We start from the raw sequence: 23,164 nt of genomic DNA on the forward strand, positions 1-23,164 counted from the left end.
CGGATAACAGTAAAACCATACCGGAAATTCTTAATGATAAATGTCAACCAAACAGGGAGTAAGACTTTGGTAGATATGAAAGTAAATCGTCGCTCGTTTATGAAGGGTACAGCGGTTGCAGCAGCAGGCGTTGCAGCACCGTCCTTCTTTACACGTAACGCATGGGGCGCTGACTTCGTAAACAACCCGGGTAACAACAAGTCCATTACTTTGGGCTTTAACGTTCCGCAAACCGGTGCTTATGCAGACGAAGGTGCAGACGAGCTGCGTGCATACAAACTGGCCGTAAAACACCTGAACGGTGAAGGCGACGGCGGTATGCTCAACACCATGCAACCGCTGTCCCTAAAAGGCAACGGCGTTCTGGGTAAAAAAGTAGAATTCGTAACAGGCGATACACAGACCAAATCTGACGCGGCACGTTCTTCTGCAAAACGTATGATCGAAAAAGACGGCGCATTAATGATTACCGGTGGGTCTTCTTCCGGTGTGGCAATTGCCGTTCAGTCTTTGTGTCAAGAAGCCGGCGTTGTTTTCATGGCTGGCCTGACACACTCCAACGATACAACAGGTAAAGACAAACGTCGTTATGGTTTCCGTCACTTCTTCAACGCTTACATGTCCGGTGTTGCACTGGGTCCGGTATTGAAAGAAGAACTGGGTACTGATCGTCGTGCCTATCACCTGACAGCCGATTACACATGGGGCTGGACGCAAGAAGAATCCATCAAAAACACCACAGAAGGTCTGGGTTGGGAAACAGTTGCAACTGTTAAAACTCCGGTTGGTGCAGGTGACTTCTCTCAGTACATCACCCCTGTTCTGAACTCCGGTGCGGATGTGTTGATCCTGAACCATTATGGTAAAGACATGATCAACTCGCTGACACAAGCGATTCAGTTCGGCCTGAAAGACAAGCAAGTCAACGGCAAGCAGTTCGAAATCATCGTTCCGCTGTTCTCTCGTTTGATGGCACAAGGTGCTGGCGACAACATCAAAGGCATTCTGGGGACAACAGGTTGGAACTGGGCATTGCAAGATGCTGGTTCACAAGCCTTTGTTAAATCCTTTGGTCAAGAGTACGGCTTCCCGCCGTCACAGGCTGCCCATACATGCTATTGCCAGACTTTGCTCTATGCAAATGCGTGTGAAGTTGCAGGTACTTTCTATCCGCCGGAAATGATCAAAGCACTTGAAGGCTTTGAATTTGACGGCATGGGCAACGGCCCGACCCTTTACCGTGCAGAAGACCACCAGTGCTTCAAAAACGTTCTTGTTGTACGCGGTAACCAAAACCCATCTTCTCAGTTCGATCTTCTTGAAATCGTTAAAGAAGTTCCGAGAGAAGTTGTCACTTACGACGCCAAGATCTTTGGTGGCGAATTAGGCCCGTACAAAGTCTAATTTCAAATGACAGTGAATGGTCGCTCTCTGTTTCAGAAGCGACCATTCTTTTAAAAAAACAAATTTAATACCGATTTTTGGAATTGAGAGCTATGGAAGCTGTTTTCTTACAACTTCTCAACGGTCTTGATAAGGGGGGCGCTTATGCCCTGATCGCACTTGGTCTGACCCTTATCTTTGGGACACTTGGCGTAGTTAACTTCGCCCACGGCGCGCTCTTCATGCTGGGTTCTTTCTGCGCGGTTTCGCTGCAAAAAGTATTAAGTATGTCAATGAAAGTGCGCGACGAAAGTGTTACCTTTTTCGAGGCCTACAAAGAAGTCCCCTACTTGGAAATCTGGTTTGGTGATACAGGTAAGGCCCTGATCGACTGGACTGTCCCGCTTGCCCTTCTGATTACAATCCCCATCATGCTTGGTGTCGGATATGTGATGGAACGCGGCCTTATCCAACGCTTCTATAAGCGCACACACGCAGAACAAATTCTTGTCACCTTCGGTCTCGCCATCGTTCTTCAAGAACTGGTCAAAGCCTATTTTGGTGCCAACCCAATCCCGACACCGGCGCCTGACATCGTATCCGGTTCCGCCCATGTCGGGGCTTGGTTCGGCCTTAGCGATGCGATCGTTTATCCGTGGTGGCGTTTAATTTACTTCTTCTTTGCCTTCGCCGTCGTCGGTGCCGTCTTCGCCTTCTTGCAGTTAACCACCTTCGGGATGGTTGTGCGTGCCGGGATGGCGGATCGCGAAACCGTTGGGCTGATCGGCATTGATATCGACAAGAAATTCACCACCGTCTTCGGTCTCGCTGCCGTGGTCACCGGTCTGGCTGGTGTGATGTACACACCTGTTTTACCCCCGGATTATCATATCGGTATGGAATTCCTTGTTCTTTCCTTCGTCGTTGTTGTGGTCGGCGGCATGGGCTCCCTGCCCGGTGCGGTTGCGGCTGGTTTCTTGCTCGGTATCCTGCAATCCTTTGCATCGATGACTGAAATTAAATCCATCCTGCCCGGTATCGACCAGATCATTATTTATCTCGTCGCGGTGATCATTTTGTTGGTCCGTCCGCGTGGCCTGCTGGGTCGTGAAGGCGTGATGGAGGATTAAGCATATGAACATGAAAGACAATATCCTTGTGCTTATTTTCGGTGCGGTCATCCTGACCATGCCATTATGGGCCGGCATTGTGGGCGCAGGTTATCCTGACCTGTTGCAGAAATTTGCCATCTTCGGCCTGTTCGCCATCGGGTTTAACATCCTGTTCGGCTTTACCGGCTACCTTTCCTTTGGTCACGCTGCCTTTTTGGGCATTGGCTCCTACACAGCCATGTGGTCTTTTAAACTGTTGACCATGAACGCGATCCCTGCCGTTTTGTTCGCAACCGCCGTTTCCGGCTTGTTTGCTCTGGCAATCGGATTTGTCGCACTACGTCGCTCCGGGATTTACTTCTCCATTCTGACATTGGCTTTTGCCCAAATGTGCTACAATCTGGCATATTCGGTCCTCACGCCGATCACCAATGGCGAAACCGGCCTGACATTAACAGCTACTGACCCGCGCATTCTGGACACAGTGACAACAGAAGGCTTACCTTCAACCGAAGTTTTCGGCATGGGCTTAAGTGGTTACAACGGTTTCTACTTCTGCGCGGTGATCCTGATCATCGGTTTCTATATTTCCGTGCGATTGTATCGTTCTTCTTTCGGCCTGATGTTGTTGGCGGTAAAATCCAACCAGAACCGTATGAAATACACAGGCCTGAACACCAAACCTTACCTGCTCTCTGCTTTTGTGATTTCAGGTATGTATGCCGGCCTTGCGGGTGCCTTGATGGTCGTGATTGATCCACTGGCCGGTGCAGAACGGATGCAATGGACAGCCTCTGGCGAAGTTGTTTTGATGACCATCCTTGGCGGTGTCGGGACTCTTCTTGGTCCGTTCATCGGCGCGATTGTGATCAAATATTTTGAGAATATTTTCTCTGCCTTTAACGATGCTGTTCTCAATCAGGTTTTCGGTTTCCTGCCCGATTTCATTCAGGGTATCTGGGTTTCCTTTGCCAGCCTGTTTGTCGGTAAAGGGTGGCATCTGACACTCGGCGTTCTATTCATGTTGATCGTGATCTTTCTTCCTGGTGGTGCAATGGAAGGCTTCCGCCGCATTGCCACTAAGTTCAAAAAAGAAAAAAATGCCCATAGCGCAGGAGGAGCAGAATAATGTCATCTATTCTTACTGTTGAAGGCGTTAATAAAAACTTCTCCGGCCTGAAGGCTCTTGACGATGTCAACCTTGTTGTCGAAGAAGGATCTGTTCATGCCATTATCGGTCCAAACGGTGCAGGGAAATCTACCTTCCTGAACTGTCTGGTGGGCCGTTTAGTTCCCGATACAGGAACCGTCCTTTATTATGGTAACAAACCGGAAGGCGAAACCCTGTTCGGTCTGCCACCACACGCGATTAACCAAAAAGGCATCTCTCGTGTCTTCCAGACACCGGAAGTTTTTGAAGACCTGACCCTGTTTGAAAATGCCATGATCCCGGTTATGGCCCATCTGGATGGATCTTATCGCTTCAATTCCTGGGGTGGTGTTTTGTCACGTGGTGAAATTTCCGACGCGGCAGAACATATCCTGTCCGATGTTGGTTTGCTGGAAAAACGTAACATGCATTCCGGTTCTCTATCGCGCGGTGACAAACGTCGTCTGGAACTGGCCATGTGTTTGGCACAAGATCCCAAACTATTATTGTTGGATGAACCGACCGCTGGTATGGCACGCGCCGACACCAACAACACCATCGATCTTTTGAAAAAGATCGGCGAAGAACGCAAAATTACAAAAGTCATCATCGAACACGACATGCATGTGGTGTTCTCGCTGGCGACAAAAGTAAGCGTTCTGGCACGGGGACACATCATCGCGGAAGGCGCACCTCAAGAAATGAAGGGCGATCCGCGCGTACAAGAAGCCTACCTCGGAGGGGCACATCTATGAGTGATAAAATCGCACAATATAGCGGTCCGCTTAAAAAAACCCTGCAGCCGATTAAATCGCAGGGGACCGATCCGGCTTTTTTCTCCGTATGGGATGTCCATGCCTACTACGGCGAAAGTTACATCGTGCAAGGGGTCAGTTTCGACATTCACGAAGGTGAGATCGTCGCCCTTTTGGGACGAAACGGTGCGGGAAAAACATCCACACTGCGCGCACTTGCCCGCACGGATGACCCGCAACTTCACCACGGTGAAATTTGGCTCGACCATGAACCGCTTCACGACATGAAATCGTTTCAAGCCTCACGCGCCGGTCTGGCCCTTGTGCCGGAAGATCGCCGCATTATCCCTGGCCTGACCGTTCAAGAAAACCTTGAACTGGCACAGATCGAAGGTCGTAAAGGCTGGTCGATCCAACGTCTGTACGAACTGTTCCCCCGTCTGGGTGAACGTCATAATCAGATCGGAGTGACCTTGTCCGGTGGTGAACAACAAATGTTGGCTGTTGCCCGTGCACTTGCCAAAGATATCAAGTTGTTATTGCTGGATGAACCTTACGAGGGTTTGGCCCCTGTTATCGTTCACGAAATTGAAAAAACACTTGAAGATATTAAAAAGCTCGGTATCACAACGATCATCGTGGAACAAAATGCAATTGCCGCACTGCACTTGGCTGACCGTGCCATTATCATGGATGCAGGCCAAATCGTCTTTGATGGAACAGCGCAAGAAGTTCTTGATAACGCAGAATTGCGTCAAGAATATCTGGCAATCTGATTAATCAAACGATCAAACCAAGACCTGACAGGCCCGTCCCCTCCCGAGACGGGCCTTTTTTTCATGACTTCACCGGAAAACCTGCTTCACATTACCGACAAATCGTGACAACGAACCCGTAATATCGTTCACAGATACACTGTCTTTTCGCTCAACAGCCTTACCGACTTCACGCATGCCCATATAGGTCATAATCACCGCTGCGGCCCAACCGACCATTTGTTCATAAAGGCTGTTTAAAACATCCCCCATTTCAATCAAGGAAACCATAGCCGAAGGTGTTCCAAACGCCGCATTGATCACGTTATAGGCTGCAATCAATGAATTTAACCCGACAATGGCAAGGGGCGGAAATACAACAGCAATAACCATCCAGCGCACCGCCCAAGGACGCGTCGTCATCCGTATCAGGGCAACTTGGGCACGCGCGCGTGGGGGGATTGCATTCAAGACCTCTGCATCCAGCTGCCCCCCTTGCATCATCAATCGATTGCTGATCGTTTCATAAAATGCTAATTCGGATTTCATTCGCTCCATAAATTGTGCCCGTTCCGGCTCACTTAATTTGTCCACCTCTTCACGCAACTCATCCGGTGAACGGGCTTCGACTGCTTCACCCTTTATTTCTTCCACTACTTGCTTACCGACATCAAATAAATCAGCAGCCCCTTTCATTGCCGCAAAAATTGCCGGCAATGCCGCTAAAAACGCAACCATATCCTACCCTTTCTTTAAAGAACATTTAAAGAATATAGGACTATTATCCTTTATTGCAAGTCTAACAGAAAAAGCCCCGAAGTTTCCCTCGGGGCTTTTCAAACCGATAAGTAAATTCAAGATCGTGCGCTCAATGCACTCCTTCGAATTTTTAACCAATAATATCGTTCAATGTTTTCGACGGACGCATAACAGCGACACGCTTGGCTTGATCCTGATGGTAATATCCACCCAAATCAACCGGTGCGCCTTGGCAATCAATCAATTCCTTACGAATTTGATCTTCGTTTGCCGCCAGTTTTTCAGCCAACGGTGCAAAGAACGCTTTCAACTCTGCATCTTCATCCTGTGCTGCCAATGCTTGCGCCCAGTAAAGTGCAATGCAGAAATGAGAACCACGGTTGTCATGCTCACCACCTTTACGGCTGGGTGACTCGTTTTTGTCCAACAACTTGGCTGTCGCTTCATCCAGTGTTTTGCCCAACAAAGCCGCTTTGGCGTTGCCATTTACGTTGGCAAGATGTTCAAACGATGCCGCCAATGCGCAGAACTCACCAAGAGAGTCCCAACGTAGGTGGTTTTCAGCAACCAGTTGCTGAACGTGTTTCGGTGCAGAACCGCCAGCGCCTGTTTCAAACAAGCCGCCACCATTCATCAACGGAACAATAGACAACATCTTCGCAGACGTGCCCACTTCCAAGATCGGGAACAAATCCGTCAGGTAGTCACGTAGAACGTTACCCGTTACAGAAATAACGTCTTTACCATCTTTGATCATCTGACAAGAATGCGCTGCTGCATCGGACGGTGCCATAATACGAATATCCAGGCCGCTTGTGTCATGATCCGGCAGGTAAGCATTTACTTTCTTGATCAGTTCCGCATCGTGTGCACGGTTTTCATCCAGCCAGAAAACAGCCGGTGTATTGCTCAGGCGGGCGCGGGAAACTGCCAGTTTGACCCAATCGCGGATCGGGGCATCTTTGGCCATACAGGCACGCCAGATATCGCCTGCTTCCACATTATGTTCGATCAGACTGTTGCCTGCTGCATCAACAACTTTGATGGTACCATCGGCAGGTGCTGTAAATGTTTGCGGGTGAGAACCATATTCCTCGGCTTTTTGCGCCATCAGACCAACATTGGGAACAGACCCCATTGTAGACGGGTCAAACTCACCGTTTTCTTTACAGAAGTTGATCACGGCATCGTACACACCGGCGTAAGAACTATCCGGGATCACACATTTGGTGTCGCCTTCATTGCCATCCGGTCCCCAGCCTTTACCGCCAGCTTTAATCACAGCCGGCATGGAGGCATCGATGATTACGTCACTGGGAACATGCAGGTTGGAAATACCTTTATCGGAATTCACCATATACATATCGGGTTGTGCCTTCAGGCAAGCCTCGATATCGGCTTCGATCTCTACCTTTTTATCAGCAGGCAAAGAGGCAATTTTAGCAACCACGTCGCCAAAACCGTTGTTTGTATCCACACCTAATTCGGCAAATGTTGCCGCGTGTTTTTCAAAGACCGGGGCAAAAAACACTTCGACACAATGGCCAAAGATCACCGGATCGGAGACTTTCATCATGGTCGCTTTCATATGAAGCGAGAACAGAATGCCTTGTTCTTTGGTTTCTGCAATTTGTTCCGCCAAGAACTTACGCAAGGCCTTAACAGACAAATATGTCCCGTCCAGAACTTCACCGGCTTGCAACGGCAAGCTTTCTTTCAAGACCTGCTCAGTCCCGTCTTTGCCGACAAAAACGATCTTGCCTTGTGTGGCAGCATCCAATGTCACAGATTTTTCGTTAGACGCAAAATCATTTTGTCCCATTGTAGCAACGTGTGTTTTGCTGTCTTTTACCCATTTCCCCATACGGTGCGGGTTTTTCTTGGCAAATTGCTTAACCGCAAACGGTGCGCGGCGATCAGAATTCCCTTCGCGCAGAACCGGGTTAACAGCAGAACCTTTCACGGTATCGTATTTCTTACGGGCTTCTTTTTCCGCATCAGTTTTCGGATCTTCCACATAATCGGGAATATCGAAACCGTGATCTTGCAATTCTTTAATCGCAGCAATCAACTGAGGAACAGAAGCAGAAACGTTTGGCAATTTGATCACGTTGGCTTCCGGTGTTTTCACCAATTCGCCCAACTCAGCCAAATCGTCGGAATGCAAATCGAACAACGCAAGAATACGGGCCGCCACAGAGATATCCTTTGTGCCAACCTCAACGCCAGCTGCACCAGCAAATTTCTGGATGATCGGCAGGAAAGAACCGCTTGCCAGTTCCGGCGCTTCATCGACGATTGTATAGATGATGTCAGTCATTTTGTTTCAAAACTCCCAAAAGCCATAGAGGCAAATATTTAATTTCGTGGTCGTATTTGTAGTATCTGGACCGCCGCACCGCAACAAATTTACAGTTTTTTTCGGTATTACCAGTTAAGATCACCTTTTAATCCTTCAAAATCAATCTTCTAGCAAATGAAAGTACAGAAGATCCACAAACTACAAAAAAATCAGTAAAATTTTTCACCGCTTTTTTCATTCTGTTTGGCTTATTCAAGGCTATCGATTCTGCTTTTTCACCTTCCCCAATTCACAGGTTTTCAGCAAATACATTTGTATTACCACTACGCTAGATTCCAGAGACTTTCCTTTGTCTACAACCCTTTGTAAAACATAGAAAAACTGCTGATTTGGTCATACCAAAACTTTCCTTGCCAACCTATTTACACAAGCGTATCGTCGCCTTAATGACATTGGAGACTTCGCTGTCGTCCATCCTTGTTCCTCTAGGAGATATCGCACATGAGCAAAATTAAGGTCCAAAATCCGATCGTCGAACTCGACGGCGACGAGATGACCCGCATTATCTGGCAGTTCATCAAAGACAAGCTGATCCTTCCCTATGTTGATGTCGATTTAAAATACTACGATCTGGGCATGGAAAACCGCGATGCAACGGATGACCAAGTCACCATTGATGCCGCCAACGCCATTAAAGAACACCGCGTCGGTGTCAAATGCGCAACCATCACCCCGGATGAAGCCCGTGTTGAAGAATTCGGGCTGAAAAAAATGTGGAAATCGCCGAACGGTACATTGCGCAACATTATCGGCGGCACTGTCTTTCGCCAACCGATTATCTGTAAAAATGTCCCACGCCTTGTCCCCGGTTGGACCAGCCCGATTGTTATTGGCCGCCACGCCTTTGGCGATCAATATAAAGCAACCGACATGCGCGTTCCCGGCCCCGGCAAGTTAACCATGACGTTTGAACCGGCCGATGGTGGCGAAGCCATCACCCACACGGTTTATGAATTTGAAAGTTCCGGCGTGGCGATGTCCATGTATAACGTGGATGAATCCATTCGTGGTTTTGCCCGTGCCAGTTTGAACTACGGCCTTGAACTGGGCTGGCCGGTTTTCCTGTCCACTAAAAACACAATCATGAAAGCTTATGACGGGCGTTTCAAAGACATCTTTGAAGAAATCTATGAAACGGAATTCAAAGAACAGTTTGAACGTGCCGGTATCATGTACCAGCACCGTCTGATCGACGATATGGTTGCCTGCGCTATGAAATGGTCAGGCGGTTTCGTCTGGGCCTGTAAAAACTACGATGGGGATGTTCAATCCGATACGGTTGCACAGGGTTTTGGCTCCCTCGGTCTAATGACCTCCGTTCTTATGACACCGGATGGGCAAACGATTGAGGCAGAAGCCGCCCACGGCACCGTCACCCGCCATTACCGCATGCATCAGGAAGGCAAGGAAACCTCCACCAATCCGATCGCATCTATCTTTGCATGGACACGTGCCTTAAAATTCCGTGGTCAATTTGACGGTACACCCGCACTGGAACGTTTCGCCGATGATCTGGAAAAAGTCTGTATTGAAACGGTTGAAAGCGGTCACATGACCAAAGACCTAGCCTTGCTGGTCGGACCGGACCAATCCTGGTGTACAACCCAGCAGTTCCTGGATCATATCGACGCAAACCTGAGAGATAAAATGGCTCGTCGTCCCAGTTAAGCCTACGAGAAGACATTCTCAAAATTTAACCTGCCATACACAAAGCCCGAGACATAAATAGGTCTCGGGCTTTGTTCATAAATATGTTATAATTAAGTTTCAAGATCATCGTGTTCATATGAATTGTTACGGGGTGGAGAAACCCTTTACAACTGGCTTTTCGAAAAAATCAAAACTTTATCAAGAAGAACTCAATCCAACCTTTGATGAAAAGAAGATGTTAAATTACGACAACTTTCCGGTTCGACTGAAAAAAGGTTGTACCTACAGCAGGCCCTTCACGAACTTGACGAAGCAGGTATAACAAAAGCAATCATTCAAACATATTATACAAATTAGAACGCAAACCTCCTCACGCCAGCGACAGCACCTAGGTCCTGTTGACAAAGTATTTTACCCATACCCGAATTGATGTGACCTGCACGAAGCCAAGGAAACTGAGCATCGTCTTGTCATACCGAGTTGCAACCCGGCGAGCATTTTTGAGTTTGTTGAAGCAGCGTTCAACCTGATTTCTCAAGCCATATACGAAATCATCAACGGGAGTGATTTCCTTTCGGTTTTTCCGCATTGGGATCATGGCGTATCCACCGCGTTTCTCCATATCGTCCCGAATGGAGTTTGCATCGTAGCCTTTGTCTGCCAATAGAACCTTGGCATCTGGACCACCCCATTCCATCAATGGAGCATACCCTTTGTAATCTGATGTTTGGCCTTCGCTGATTTCCAGAGCTATTGGCAAGCCTTCGGCATTTGTTCGAAGGTGTATTTTGGACGTAAAGCCACCTTTTGAACGGCCGAGACCCTCTTTTTGAGTCCCCCTTTTGCCCCAGCAGCCTGATGATGGGCTCTGATGATTGTGCTATCTATCATTTGCACTGTATCTGGAACGGCTTTGGCATCGTTCAAGGCATCCAGTAGAACATCCCAAACGCCGAGCAATGTCCAGCGGCGGAATTGACGATAAACAGAGGACCATTTACCGAAGTAATTGGGGAGGTCACGCCAAGGTGCTCCTGTCCGGGCAATCCAAAAAATACCATCAAGAGTGAGGCGGTGATTTGAGGGAGGACGGCCAGATTTTGGCCCTTGGGCATGAAGGAATGGCTCGAAGAATAACCATTCATCGTCGCTCATCAAATTCCGCATAGACTTCTCCTCATAAAAAGAAGTCTTGAATCACATTCTAAGCAATTTGTGAACCCACTTTGTCAACAGGACCTAACAGATTACTCAAACGATCAATACGTGATAAAGTGGGTAATATTTTATATTTGAGGCAAAGATATTTCCCATATGAAGCGACCTTATCTTTTTTCATTTCTTGTTTTCTTATCGCTATGCATTTTTTCCGCTGCCAATGCAGATAATGACCATGCAATCTCTGAAAATAGCTTTCAGGGACATATACAAATATTCGGTCATGCTGGCTTCCTCATGCGCCTGACACAGAAACAAGCTTTCAATGTTTCCGTTCACAACCATATCAATCAACAATGCAGCATCTCAGATGACCTCTTACGTGCGCCTCTTCTCTCTGAGCTAAAACTTAGTAACTATCCCACAGCATCTTCCGCCCCATTCACATTGCATTTAGAATTGATCGGTGGCATGGACCCGCACGATAATTGCCTTATAAGCTATGACCTCAGCCTTCTTCGCAATTATACGGGTCAAACGGATGGTCAAGAACTCTTACGATTATATACACGCGGTGCCTTTGTTGGAGATCAAAGGCCTTATGCATACTCAACCAGACACAACAGAAAAAACATTGATGGAAGGCGTTCAAAAAGCGGGAAAACGACTTCTTTATAACTTAGGCCAAATCCAAAAAATTTACGCTTTACCTCAAAAACGTTAAACTCTTTCCTGCCCTCCAATAAAAGGTCACCTTTAAAACGATCTTTATCAACCGACAATCAAGCCATATCTTGGCAAAATATCACGCAAACTTGTCTGGCGATGAAAAGCTGCCGCTTGAAAAAATTGCACCACAGGTTTCTGCGTCGCCAGACTCCCATCTTCGAGGGCACGCAGTTTCATAAATTCTATGAGCCATTTTTCACCCGCATAAACCGGTATTTCTTCAGTAACTCCTGTGATCTGCCCGCTGGCAAGCAGATCACACCACGCTTTTTCCCGGTCCGCACATTTTCCCTGTGTTTCAATGACCGCCTGAATAGCATCACGCACTTCCTCAAAAGGTCGAGGGGTCATATGATCTGTACTTCCATGCCCATACTTGACAAATAAATCATATAACTTTTCGCAAGCTTCCATATAAGTCTGGGAATTGTCACGCATTTCTACCCGGCCCTTTGCATCTTCCCATTCCAGACTCCATCTCAAATAGGGACGGTCTGGATAAGTAGCCGCACCACCATGCCCAAGCGCGCCTGAGAGATTCCCACCAAAAAACCCCTTAATATTTGCCAGCAGTCCACCATGTTCGCCGTTTTCTTTGAAGAACCGCTTTTTCTTATCTTCAACATACGCTTTGGTTTCCGGGTTCAGTTCGTATGTTTTAAGCTCTCCTGCAACACGATTCAAACGAGAACTCACCCCTGAAAAGTCATAATGGGCAAAGGTGTCCGCATAGACATGGGCTGTCACACCAATTAACGCATCCCCAAATGCGACTGTCTTCGCCTTTTCCACATTTGTCTTTACCATTTTGCGAGCTAATAGGCTGTCTTTGCGACACAACAACTTTTCTGTAAAACTGGCACCTTCACCACCTGGATAAAAATGAAACGGCACCCAAATGCGGCGTTGATCATGGGGGTCGAGGTTTTTCACATGAAGAATGTGGTGCGCGGTGGCCTCTACATCCAACATAGACGCATCTAAAAAAGTAACAGATTCATTTGTCCCCGCATCATCTACAAATTGGGATGCTGTCGCGATTGTATGCGCGGCAGCTTGATTTAAACCCGCACAACGCGCCAAGACATATACCCCATAATAATGCATATCCTTTTGCATATACATCACCCCCTGAGTTCTATTTGCATTAATATTTATAATTGCAAATCATATCATAAAATATCCTAAACGAGAAACAAAACCCTCTATCACAAAAAAAGGGCGGCACCAAAAGCCGCCCCTGCCAAGTTTGGGTAAACTCAATTTATTTTTCTAAAACATAAGCGCCCGGTGCACGTACCAAGGGCGCGTGCTGATTACTGCCCAGTTTGTAAGGTGCCGCTTTTTCTTCACCAGATCGGTTACCTAACCAACCCGCCCAATGATCCCACCACGAACCTTGTTCCTTACTTGCCCCAGCCAGCCACTCATCTGACGTATTGCCGCCTTTGGTATTATGCATGTAGCTTGCTTTCGGGTTGCCGGGTGGATTGATAATGGATTGAACATGACCACTGGAATGCAGAACAAATTCATAATCCCCACCAAAGAATTTGGCAGAATTGAAACAGCCCTTCCAAACACTGATATGATCCGTTTGACCACCGACCATATAGATATCGCAGTCCACTTTTTTCAGATCAATCGGCTCCCCTTTTACCGTCAATCCGCCTGGAACTTTTAATAAATCCAACGAAAAAACATCCAATAGGTCTTCGTGCAATTTTGCAGTAACCCGCGTGGAATCGTTGTTCCAGAACAGGATATCAAATGCCGGTGGTTTTTTACCCATCAGGTAGTTGTTTACCCAATAGTTCCAGACCAGATCATTAGGACGCATCCATGTAAAGACACGTCCCATTTCTTCACCATCAAGCACCCCTTTATAACGTGATTTCATTTTCGCCATTGCAATAGCTTCATTGGAGGCAAACAAACCAAGGGACTGTTTTTCATTGCTGTCCAGCACTGCAACAACCATCGTTGCAGACTTGACATATTTCTTCTTTTTTGCCGCCAAATAACCCAACAGGGCCGCCATCGGAATAGCCCCGGTACAGGCCGCATACAGGTTGATTTCATCCATCAGGGTAATAGAACGAATAGCTTCAATTCCTTCTTCCAATGCAGTGACATATTCATCCAACCCCCAATGGCGATGTTCACGTGTCGGATTACGCCAGCTCACCATAAAGACTTGAAAACCATTGTTGACCAGATATTCCACCGCGCTTTTTCCCGGTGCGAGGTCCAGCAGGTAATATTTATTGACCACAGGCGGGATAAACATAATCGGGCGTTCATGAACCAAGGGCGTCGTCGGCGCGTACTGGATCAATTCCAGAACATCATTGCGATAAACCACATCACCAGGTGTGGCGGCAATATTTTCACCGACTTTAAAGGCTGACTTGTCCACCTGTGCCGGCAAACCGTTGTTCTCAGAAATATCTTTGGCAAAATTCTGAAACCCTTCTATCAGGCTTTTTCCACCAGTTTCACGTAATTTTTCCAATGCTGCCGGGTTGCTCAACAGGTTATTCGTCGGGGATAATGCATCTGTCACCAACGAAGACAAATAACGTGCCCGCTGTGCATCTTTGTCTTCCAATTCAACATGATCAATCATGTTGTTGACCGCACGCGACCAAGCCAAATACCCATGCATGGCCATCTTATGCATCGGGCTGCGATCCCATGCGTCATCACGGAAACGACGGTCCTCTTTTTTAACCTCCAACGCGTTGGGGTTCGCAACCGCTGCACTTAATTCTTTTGCCAGCTTATTGGTTTCTTCCAGAACCACACTAGGTTTACAGATAACCTGACCACCAACCTTGGAGAAAAGTTTCACCATATCTTGTGGCGACACACCACCAACAAAAGGTGAGTTCAGTTTAACCTTTTCATCCTGTGATTTTTTATCTTCCAATCCCTTGGTTTGGTTTGAAGCCGGAGAATTAACATTACGCACCATCTCAACCCATTGGTTCGCCACGGCGTTGGGCAAACTATAGAGCTGTTGCATACCATTCATATAATTCGATAAGGCTGTATTGCCATCAAACGAAGATACTACAGGTTTAGCGGTTGCATTTTTACGCGTATTTTCAGTCGGTTTGTAGTTCCACATGTTTATTACCCTTACTGGAGTTCATTTTTATTCTTATTATTTTAAATAATGCTGATTTTTCAGCGGCTTAATTAAAGCTTTTCAGAATTAAAACGTCATAACTACAGATAGGGCTTTTTTGTATTTTTAATATCTAGAATTGATATATCTGCTTATTATGCGATGTATGCCTGTAAAGCAGGACGCGAGCTATCACAAATGTGATCGCGCATCAATTAAGTATAAATACGTCTATACAAATGTAGGTAAGGCACACTAAAGGAAGTAAAAATAAACAACCCATGGTTTATTTTTACTATATTTCAATTACTTATCACAGTCGTGATAAATCTGAACAAAGCCTGTCTTGAGACAAAAGAACTTCAATCCAATAATAAATATTTTATTTTATTTTGATTTTTTAATGAATCACAGACTGTGAAAAGCCTTTTATCAGGATCACGCCCGATACAATTAAACCGATTCCCAATATCGCAGGCAGGTCTGGAATTTCTTTATAAATGACGATTCCTGATAAGGTGACCAAGACAACGCCGGCACCTGACCAAATCGCATATGTAATGCCAATCGGTAAAACGCGCAGTGTTAGCGTCATAAAATAAAACGCACAACTGTAGCCTGCCACAACAATCACACTGGGCCACAACCGAGTGAATTCTTGCGATGCCTTTAACGCACTGGTTCCAATAACTTCGGCAAGAATTGCAATGGCCAGATACACATATGTCATAAAGGATCCTCAACGGGTGGGTTAATGCGGGTACAGTTTTTACATACGTTTTTCACCAACGCGCGTAACCATTTTCGCGCCGGATCATTATGAAAACGTTCATGCCAAATTTGTGAAATTGTGAAGCCCGGTCCTTGCAGTTCATCCGGTAAATCCAACACGGCCAGATCATGCCCCTTGACTTGATATGCCAATCGCGACGGGATTGTTGTTATTAAGTTTGTCGTCCCAATAACAGAATGTATTGCCGTAAAATGCGATAACCGCAGTGCTATCTTTCTAGACAAGCCCACTTGCGCCAAACGCCTGTCAATCTCCCCACCACCACGTCCTGTAATACTCAATAACGCATGCGAACAGGCTACAAAATCTTCTAGCGATATTTTTTTGCCCGCCAAAGCATGTCTCTTTCGCAATAAACAGACGAAATGATCCTCAAACAACGGTTGGGCGTAAGCCTGATCAAAAGCAGGACCGTCATTTAAAACACCAAACCCAAGATCAATTTTCCCTGTCTTCAAATCTTCCATTGCCATTGCGCTCAGTTGTTCAACTTCAACCGTCACATGGGGGGCTTGTGTATAAATTTCTTCCAGAAGGGATGGCAAAATCAAATGGGAAACATAATCCACACCAACAAGGCGGAAACATTCCTGCGACGTGGCTGGATTAAATTCGTTGGGGCTCATCACTGATCGCACTCGTTCCAACGCATCGTGTAACGGCGTACGCAAACTTTCAGCCCGTGGGGTCAGTACCATTGCACGCCCAGAACGCACCAAAAGCGGATCCTTCAATGTTGCGCGCAAACGATCCAATGCCCGGCTCATTGCCGGTTGGCTTAAGTTTACAGCCATCGCCGCACGCGTCACACTGGCTTCATTTAACAAAGCTTCCAGTGCCACCAACAGATTTAAATCGATATTTCTAATATTCACTTCATGCATGTATACAATATAAAACATGCATTGGATGAATGCAATTTAATCTCTTATCTTCTCCTTCAGATCAACACATTCAAGGAGTATTTATTATGTATGTCATCGCAGGTGTTACCGGCAACACAGGATCTGTCGCAGCTCAAACTCTAATTAATGCAGGGGAGCAAGTCCGTGTTATCGTGCGCACCCCCGAGAAAGGACAAATCTGGAAAGACAAAGGTGCAGATGTTGCCATTGCCGATCTATTTGATGAAGAAGCTGTTCGGGGCGCATTGGTCGGAGCAAAAGGCGCTTATTTCCTCTTGCCGCCTGAATTATCTAGTAACAACTTTCTTTCTTCGCGTCGTGAATTGGCAGATAGCCTTGTGAACGTCGTTAACCAAAGCAACTTAGAGCATGCCGTCTTCCTGTCTTCCGTCGGTGCCCAGCTTGAGGAAAAAACAGGTCCGATTCTCACCCTTGCTTATTTGGAAAAACTTTTGGAAAAAAGCCCGATCAAAACAACGGCTTTACGTCCGGGATATTTCCTTGATAACTGGGGATCCGTTCTTCCCGCAGCCATCAATGATGGTGTCCTTCCCAGCTTCCTACAGCCACTAGACCAAAAAATAGATATGGTCGCGACTCAAGACATCGGGAAAACCGCTGCACAGCTTTTATTGGAAGGCCCGGCAAAAGATGGACAAACCCACCGCATCGTGGAACTGAAAGGTTCGTCCCAATATAGCGCACATGATATTGCGCAATCTTTATCCAAAGCCCTGAATAAAGATATCACCCCCATCGCGGTGCCGCAGAACACATGGAAAGACACTTTTATGCAGTTTGGCATCTCCAATGAAGTGGCCGGTCTCTTTGCCGATATGTATGAAAACATCAATAACGGAACTATTGTCTATGAAGAGATCAATGTGCGCCACGGTGAGACCACTTTGGATCAATTTATTCAGAATTTAGCGAAGTAACCTGCCCTTTTTCAACAGCCGTCCGTCACAACGCCGGGCGGCTTTTTTGACAGCTTTCCCACAAAGAATAATTTTATTGATAAATAGAGTCAGATTCACCTTGACGAGAGCAGTTGTTTTCCGTAAAAGGCGGGTCTCTCTTGAGGGCGGGACTATGTCTGGCCCCACCTTCAGTATTTATGAGATTGAGGAATTTGTATTATGGCACGTCGCTGCTCACTTACTGGTAAAGGCGTTCAAACTGGCAACAACGTTAGCCACGCTAAAAACCGCACTCGTCGTCGTTTCTTGCCGAACTTGCAAGACGTAACTCTGGTTAGCGACGCCCTTGGCGTTTCCGTTGGCCTGCGCGTTAGCGCTTCTGCACTGCGTACGATCGAACACAAAGGCGGTCTGGATGCGTACTTGCTTGACACAGCAGCCGACAAGCTGCCGCGCGAAGCACGCCGTTTGAAAAGCCGTGTTAAAAAAGCTCAAGCTAAAAAAGCTGCTTAATTCAGCCTTTTAGTTACAGTTTACAAAGAAGCCGCCTACTTGCAAAAGAGGCGGCTTCTTTGCGTTTGGATTTTATAGACATAAACGCATAAAACCATTGATTGCACAGCAACCTTCCTTTAAGTTTAATTAAACAAGGAAGGTTGCATGTTATTAATTGATTTAATATTGCAAAGCACACTCGCAGGCATGATTAGTAATGTCATCAGCAAATGCTCAGGTGGTCTTTGGGGGTTCACACAGCCCGATAATGCGACAATTGAAGATATAGTCTCCAAACTTAATTTACTTCTTAAAGCCCAGGGCCTTGAAAAAGAACAGGTAAAAGACGCAATTCTCGGCGCTTTAGAAAACGCAACTCCATCCGATCAACATGATATACAAAATGAATTGCAAGATGGGATTATCAAACGTTCAGAACAAGTACTTCTCAAAGTCCTGAACACTGAAACAAACATTGCAAAAAATCATAATAAAAGTGCAGAAAGCCATAATAAGATAGCATCTAAAGCTGCTTATCACTTGGGTATTCTCAGCCAATTTAAAGACTATTCAAAAGCGGCCGAATATATGGAAGAAGCCATCAAACTCGACAGCCGCAATTTTTCTGCACTAAACCATCTCGGCAACCTGTATCGCCGTTTTGGCAAGATGGAGAAAGCAGAACAAACGTATAACAAAATCCTGACAGAGTGCGAAGACCCTCGGATTCTTGCAAAAGTATTTGGCAATCTTGGTCTTTTTGAAAAAACACGCGGCAATTACCAAAAGGCCGAAGCCCATCATCAATCTGCTTTAGATATTCATATTCAAAGAAACAATCAAAAAGGAATGGCCCGACAATATGGGAATCTCGGTCTATTAGCTCGCCGACAGAACCAAATGGAAGCAGCTAGAAAGCTCCATAAGAAGGCTCTTGAGTTAAATTTCGAACTGGAACACCCTCTTGGTATCGCGCGTCAAAGCGGTAATTTAGGGATCGTAGAGCGAAAAGAAAACAATTTGGCAAAAGCAGAAGAATACACCAACCGAGCCTTAAATATTCATAAGGAACTTGATCGAAGAGATGGGGTCGCGCGGCAATACGACAATCTTGGTTTAATAGAAATTCGCCGAGGAAATTTTTCACTCGCAGAAACCTATTTACGTAGATCGCTAGATATCAATATCGCCATCAATCGACAGGAAGGAAAAGCGACTCAGTACGCACATCTCGGTTTTTTAAAACAACGAGAAGGTCATATAAAAGATGCAAAAGTTTTTTTTGAAAAATCATTAGAGATTGCGATTCATGCAGATGTCACCCCTCGAATACGACAAATGCAAACCGCCCTCGACAATCTTAAAGAAAAAGAAGTTTCATAAGCAAAGTACGTTGCAAGGGACTGAAGTTGTCGTCACTGATCAGGGTCAGAATCGTCTCTCCCTTTTCATTTTTTTCGGCAATAATTCCTTCAAAATTATCCAACGGAGTGGGACTGCGCAACGTTGCCAGCACCTTCTCGCGTTGACCTGTTTCTACGTTCAACACCGACAAGCGGATGGCAACACCTTGCAAAGGACGGTAAAACCGTTCCAGAAGAACCATACGTTCATCATCCGGTAAACGCGTCAGCCCAGTTGGACGAAAGCCATCGCTAAGCGGAAGTTTATACGCCTGCCATTCCTTTGCCTCATCTTGCACCCAAAGGAAGGTCGACGGCGCGTCTTTTGGGCCTTCTGCAACGATAACCAAACGCCCATCGGAAGAAACTTCAACCGCCTCCAATCCATCATTAAAAGGCAGATCATAAACTTCTTTTGGAAGCGGTAGTTCTTTCCCCATCACATATCCAGCCAGATTATAAGGCACAATGCGATCGTCACGTTCAAACGAAACATAGATAAGACCATCGCCTGCATCAGCCAGACTTTCAGAATCGACACGATGATCACCGTCCAGTTCATCGTCGTTTTTTTCCAACAAGGGCACGATGTCAACCAGACTCATATCGGGATTAAATTGAAACAAGTGGGCGCGATCACTTACCGCCAGCAGTTGCCCTTCTTTTTTCAACAAAGCTGACAAGCCGCCAAAGTCGCTGCTATCGGCTTCCAACTGTGTCACAGACAACAATTTAAGATGTTCATTTTGAAAAGGCGCAAAAGGAACCTCTTTTTTCCAGACCTTGACAGGTTCCGCCACAGCAGGGATTGCCCAAACCAACATGAAAAAAAGAATATATCGCATTTTTATCCCCTTAGATGCATATGATCCAGTTTCGCGTCAAACATATCCGCCAAATTTTGCAAAATGGTCCCGCCGAGGTCTTCCGGGTTGCTGAGTGTCACCGCATTTCGGTAATAGCGCGTCACATCATGGCCAATTCCGATGGCGGTCAATTGCACAGGTGTGCGGGTTTCCATCCATTCGATCACTTCGCGCAAATGTGCTTCCAGATAGCTGCCCGGATTGGACGAAAGTGTTGAATCGTCAACTGGTGCCCCATCTGAGATCACCATCAGAATTTTACGTTCTTCCGGACGCATCATCAGGCGTTTATAGGCCCAAAGCAAAGACTCGCCGTCGATGTTTTCTTTCAACAAACCTTCTTTTAACATCAGGCCCATATTATTCTTGGCCCGACGCCACGGCACACTTGCCGGTTTATAAACAACGTGGCGCAAGTCATTTAGGCGACCCGGATTGGGAGTTTTACCTTCCGACATCCATTTCTCGCGCGATTTACCGCCTTTCCATGCTCGTGTGGTAAAACCGAGAACCTCAACCTTGACCCCGCACCGCTCCAACGTACGCGCCAGAATATCGGCACTGATGGCTGCCACAGTAATCGGACGTCCCCGCATGGAACCGGAATTATCAATCAATAAGGACACAACCGTATCGCGGAACTCGGTCTCTTTTTCCCATTTATAAGACAGGGAATGTGTCGGGTTGGCGACGATGCGTGCCAAACGGGCGGCATCCAGCAAACCTTCTTCCAGATCAAAATCCCAAGACCGTTGTTGTTGCGCCATGAGACGGCGTTGCAGACGATTGGCAATCCGGGCGACAACTCCTTGCAGGTTCGCCAATTGCATATCAAGTTGGCGACGCAAACGTTCCAACTCTTCTTCGTCCGCCATATCACCGGCTTCGATCTCTTCATCGAATTCTGTCGTATAGGCTTTATAATCAATGGCCAAGGCCTGTGATGGATCTAGCCAATTAGGCCTACGTGTCGGACCGGCAGGGCTTTCTTCACCCTGGCCTGGCTCGCTGTCGTCTTCTTCACCATCCTGATCTTCTTCAGCGTCCATACCGCCCATATCGTCACTGGCTGACGGCATATCCATATCATCTGCCGTATCACCACTGGAGCCGACACTTTGCAATTCTTGATCAGAGGCACTGTCCTCACCTTCGACCTCGTTACTGTCGCCGGTATTTTCTTCTTCTTCCTGATCACCACCGGGTGGTTCCATCAGTTCCAGTTCTTCCAGAAAACGATAAACAGCTTCACCATAAGATTTTTGGTCATCCGCATTGGCAACCAGTTCATCCAACACATGTTCGCCATGTTCTTCCAGAAACGGGCGCCACATATCAGCGGCCTTCTGGGCCACCGGCGGTAAATCCACACCTGTCAGGCGTTCGCGCACCAATAAGGCAAGGCCTTGTGCTATCGGAACATCTTCGCGATTTAGGGCATTGCCCCAACCGTTTTCCATGCAGCGCGTATCCAAAAGGGTGCGTAGGTTTTGTGCAACCCCTTTCATGCGCCGCGAGCCCAAAGCCTCCACACGGGTTTGTTCAACCAGTTCAAAGACTTCGCGCGCATTTGCATCACTTGGCATCTTCGCACGGTGCAAAGCCGCATCGTGAAAACGCAGGCGCAAGCTGGCGGCATCCGCCGTCCCGCGCAACCGTTCCAGATCACTTGCAGATATCGCCCCACGCGACGGCATCGGCAGACGCACCGCCATTTTGGAAACACTAGCTGCCCCCGGCGAGTAATTGACCATCAATTCCGCTTCGCCGGAAAATGATCTTACGGTCGCCGTGGTTACCCGTTTCAAAAGGTCGCGTGTTTCTTCCTGCATCAGCTTAAGGCCACACGCGCTGCGCTTAATGGCAAGTCCACATCAAAACAACGTTGGTAGAATTCAGCCACAACGGGACGTTCCATCTCGTCACATTTATTCAGGAACGTGACGCGGAACGCATAGGCCAGATCATTGCCGAAAATCGCGGCATTTTCCGCCCATGTAATGACAGTACGCGGTGACATAACGGTTGAAATATCACCGTTGATAAAGCCTTGTCGCGTCAGATCCGCCAGTTCAACCATCGCACTGACATTTTTACGCCCCTCGGCATTATCAAGTGCCGGGATTTTTGCAAGAACAATATCTACTTCGGCATCATGAGCCAGATAATTCAAGGTCTGCACAATTGACCAACGGTCCATTTGCCCCTGGTTAATCTGTTGAGTGCCGTGATACAGGCCTGTGGTATCGCCCAGACCGATTGTGTTAGCCGTTGCAAACATACGGAAATGGCTGTGCGGACGGATCACACGATTTTGGTCCAGCAATGTCAATTTACCTTCAACTTCCAAAATACGCTGGATCACAAACATCACGTCCGGGCGGCCTGCATCATATTCATCAAAAACCAAGGCGCAGGGGTGCTGTAACGCCCAAGGCAAAATCCCTTCACGGAATTCCGTTACCTGTTTGCCGTCTTTCAAAACAATGGCATCTTTACCCACAAGATCAATCCGGCTGATATGGCTATCCAGATTGATACGCACACACGGCCAGTTCAAACGGGCGGCAACCTGTTCAATATGGGATGATTTTCCCGTACCGTGATACCCTTGCACCATCACACGACGATTATGGGCAAAACCGGCAAGAATCGCCAACGTTGTCTCTTTGTCAAAACGGTAGCTTTGATCCACATCCGGCACATATTCATTGCCTTGGGAAAAAGCGGGAACATCCATATCCACATCAATACCAAAAGTATCGCGAACATTGACAGTCGTATCGGGTGCATTCAGGGGGAAGGCGTGCTTGCCTGCAACTTCGGTCATAATTTC

At 46.9% G+C, this 23,164-nt stretch carries 19 protein-coding genes and 1 pseudogene; 10 read left to right on the forward strand and 10 right to left on the reverse strand.

Annotated elements, in window-relative coordinates; translation table 11 throughout:
* Positions 1-75: 75 nt before the first annotated feature.
* From ACI0FF_RS13835 to ACI0FF_RS13855, 5 genes are all read left to right on the forward strand, one after another.
* Positions 76-1,404, forward strand: a complete 1,329-nt coding sequence (locus ACI0FF_RS13835) for a substrate-binding protein (RefSeq protein WP_419799712.1) — start codon at positions 76-78, stop codon at positions 1,402-1,404.
* Positions 1,405-1,496: 92 nt separating this feature from the next.
* Complete coding sequence (locus ACI0FF_RS13840) at positions 1,497-2,513, forward strand: branched-chain amino acid ABC transporter permease (protein ID WP_419797384.1); 1,017 nt, start codon at positions 1,497-1,499, stop codon at positions 2,511-2,513.
* A 4-nt stretch (positions 2,514-2,517) separates the two neighbouring features.
* Positions 2,518-3,624 carry a branched-chain amino acid ABC transporter permease gene (locus ACI0FF_RS13845; protein ID WP_419797385.1) on the forward strand — a complete coding sequence of 369 codons (1,107 nt, stop codon included), beginning with the start codon at positions 2,518-2,520 and terminating at the stop codon, positions 3,622-3,624.
* Positions 3,624-4,400: an ABC transporter ATP-binding protein gene (locus ACI0FF_RS13850; protein ID WP_419797386.1), complete on the forward strand. Its 777-nt coding sequence runs from the start codon at positions 3,624-3,626 to the stop codon at positions 4,398-4,400. The genes ACI0FF_RS13845 and ACI0FF_RS13850 overlap by 1 nt, the downstream gene beginning before the upstream one ends.
* Positions 4,397-5,176 (forward strand): ABC transporter ATP-binding protein, encoded by a 780-nt coding sequence (locus ACI0FF_RS13855; RefSeq protein ID WP_419797387.1) that lies wholly within the window; start codon positions 4,397-4,399, stop codon positions 5,174-5,176. The genes ACI0FF_RS13850 and ACI0FF_RS13855 overlap by 4 nt, the downstream gene beginning before the upstream one ends.
* A gap of 69 nt (positions 5,177-5,245) precedes the next feature.
* Here the strand turns inward: ACI0FF_RS13855 and ACI0FF_RS13860 are convergent, their stop codons facing one another.
* Positions 5,246-5,893 carry a hypothetical protein gene (locus tag ACI0FF_RS13860; RefSeq protein WP_419797388.1) on the reverse strand — a complete coding sequence of 216 codons (648 nt, stop codon included), beginning with the start codon at positions 5,891-5,893 and terminating at the stop codon, positions 5,246-5,248.
* Between the two features lie 151 nt (positions 5,894-6,044).
* Complete coding sequence (locus ACI0FF_RS13865; RefSeq protein ID WP_419797389.1) at positions 6,045-8,234, reverse strand: NADP-dependent isocitrate dehydrogenase; 2,190 nt, start codon at positions 8,232-8,234, stop codon at positions 6,045-6,047.
* 483 nt (positions 8,235-8,717) lie between these two features.
* Here ACI0FF_RS13865 and ACI0FF_RS13870 point away from each other — a divergent pair, with 483 nt between their 5' ends.
* Entirely contained in the window at positions 8,718-9,944 is a 1,227-nt protein-coding gene (locus ACI0FF_RS13870) for an NADP-dependent isocitrate dehydrogenase (protein ID WP_419797390.1), read from the forward strand.
* 370 nt (positions 9,945-10,314) lie between these two features.
* Here ACI0FF_RS13870 and ACI0FF_RS13875 read toward each other — a convergent pair.
* Positions 10,315-11,093, reverse strand: a pseudogene (locus ACI0FF_RS13875) (IS5 family transposase).
* A gap of 147 nt (positions 11,094-11,240) precedes the next feature.
* Here ACI0FF_RS13875 and ACI0FF_RS13880 point away from each other — a divergent pair.
* Positions 11,241-11,762 carry a hypothetical protein gene (locus tag ACI0FF_RS13880; RefSeq protein WP_419797391.1) on the forward strand — a complete coding sequence of 174 codons (522 nt, stop codon included), beginning with the start codon at positions 11,241-11,243 and terminating at the stop codon, positions 11,760-11,762.
* Between the two features lie 93 nt (positions 11,763-11,855).
* Here ACI0FF_RS13880 and ACI0FF_RS13885 read toward each other — a convergent pair whose 3' ends face one another.
* The 4 genes from ACI0FF_RS13885 to ACI0FF_RS13900 all read right to left on the reverse strand — a co-directional run bounded on the left by ACI0FF_RS13885 (position 11,856) and on the right by ACI0FF_RS13900 (position 16,641).
* The gene (locus ACI0FF_RS13885; protein WP_419797392.1) at positions 11,856-12,932 is read right to left on the reverse strand and encodes a DUF6765 family protein; all 1,077 of its coding nucleotides are present in this window, start codon (positions 12,930-12,932) and stop codon (positions 11,856-11,858) included.
* Positions 12,933-13,077: 145 nt separating this feature from the next.
* Positions 13,078-14,946 carry an alpha/beta fold hydrolase gene (locus ACI0FF_RS13890; protein WP_419797393.1) on the reverse strand — a complete coding sequence of 623 codons (1,869 nt, stop codon included), beginning with the start codon at positions 14,944-14,946 and terminating at the stop codon, positions 13,078-13,080.
* 400 nt (positions 14,947-15,346) lie between these two features.
* Complete coding sequence (locus ACI0FF_RS13895) at positions 15,347-15,676, reverse strand: DMT family transporter (protein ID WP_419797394.1); 330 nt, start codon at positions 15,674-15,676, stop codon at positions 15,347-15,349.
* A complete protein-coding gene (locus ACI0FF_RS13900) occupies positions 15,673-16,641 on the reverse strand; it encodes a LysR family transcriptional regulator (RefSeq protein WP_419797395.1) in 969 nt (322 codons plus the stop codon). The genes ACI0FF_RS13895 and ACI0FF_RS13900 overlap by 4 nt, the downstream gene beginning before the upstream one ends.
* Positions 16,642-16,709: 68 nt before the next feature.
* Between ACI0FF_RS13900 and ACI0FF_RS13905 the strand changes: the two genes are divergently transcribed.
* The 3 genes from ACI0FF_RS13905 (at position 16,710) to ACI0FF_RS13915 (ending at position 19,442) form a co-directional block, all read left to right on the forward strand.
* Positions 16,710-17,582, forward strand: a complete 873-nt coding sequence (locus tag ACI0FF_RS13905; protein WP_419797396.1) for an NAD(P)H-binding protein — start codon at positions 16,710-16,712, stop codon at positions 17,580-17,582.
* A gap of 201 nt (positions 17,583-17,783) precedes the next feature.
* Complete coding sequence (rpmB, locus tag ACI0FF_RS13910; RefSeq protein ID WP_069189936.1) at positions 17,784-18,077, forward strand: 50S ribosomal protein L28; 294 nt, start codon at positions 17,784-17,786, stop codon at positions 18,075-18,077.
* A gap of 147 nt (positions 18,078-18,224) precedes the next feature.
* A complete protein-coding gene (locus tag ACI0FF_RS13915) occupies positions 18,225-19,442 on the forward strand; it encodes a tetratricopeptide repeat protein (protein ID WP_419797397.1) in 1,218 nt (405 codons plus the stop codon).
* Here the strand turns inward: ACI0FF_RS13915 and ACI0FF_RS13920 are convergent.
* The 3 genes from ACI0FF_RS13920 to cobS are packed head-to-tail and all read right to left on the reverse strand — an operon-like array spanning position 19,420 to position 23,158.
* Positions 19,420-20,307 carry an esterase-like activity of phytase family protein gene (locus ACI0FF_RS13920; protein ID WP_419797398.1) on the reverse strand — a complete coding sequence of 296 codons (888 nt, stop codon included), beginning with the start codon at positions 20,305-20,307 and terminating at the stop codon, positions 19,420-19,422. The genes ACI0FF_RS13915 and ACI0FF_RS13920 overlap by 23 nt on opposite strands.
* A gap of 2 nt (positions 20,308-20,309) precedes the next feature.
* Positions 20,310-22,160: a cobaltochelatase CobT-related protein gene (locus tag ACI0FF_RS13925; RefSeq protein WP_419797399.1), complete on the reverse strand. Its 1,851-nt coding sequence runs from the start codon at positions 22,158-22,160 to the stop codon at positions 20,310-20,312.
* Positions 22,160-23,158, reverse strand: coding sequence for a cobaltochelatase subunit CobS (gene cobS / locus ACI0FF_RS13930; RefSeq protein WP_419797400.1), 999 nt, complete (start codon positions 23,156-23,158; stop codon positions 22,160-22,162). The genes ACI0FF_RS13925 and cobS overlap by 1 nt, the downstream gene beginning before the upstream one ends.
* Between the last annotated feature and the right edge of the window lie 6 nt (positions 23,159-23,164).

The organism is Terasakiella sp. 4MB5A (assembly GCF_050058155.1).
GTDB lineage: Bacteria > Pseudomonadota > Alphaproteobacteria > Rhodospirillales > Terasakiellaceae > Terasakiella > Terasakiella halodenitrificans.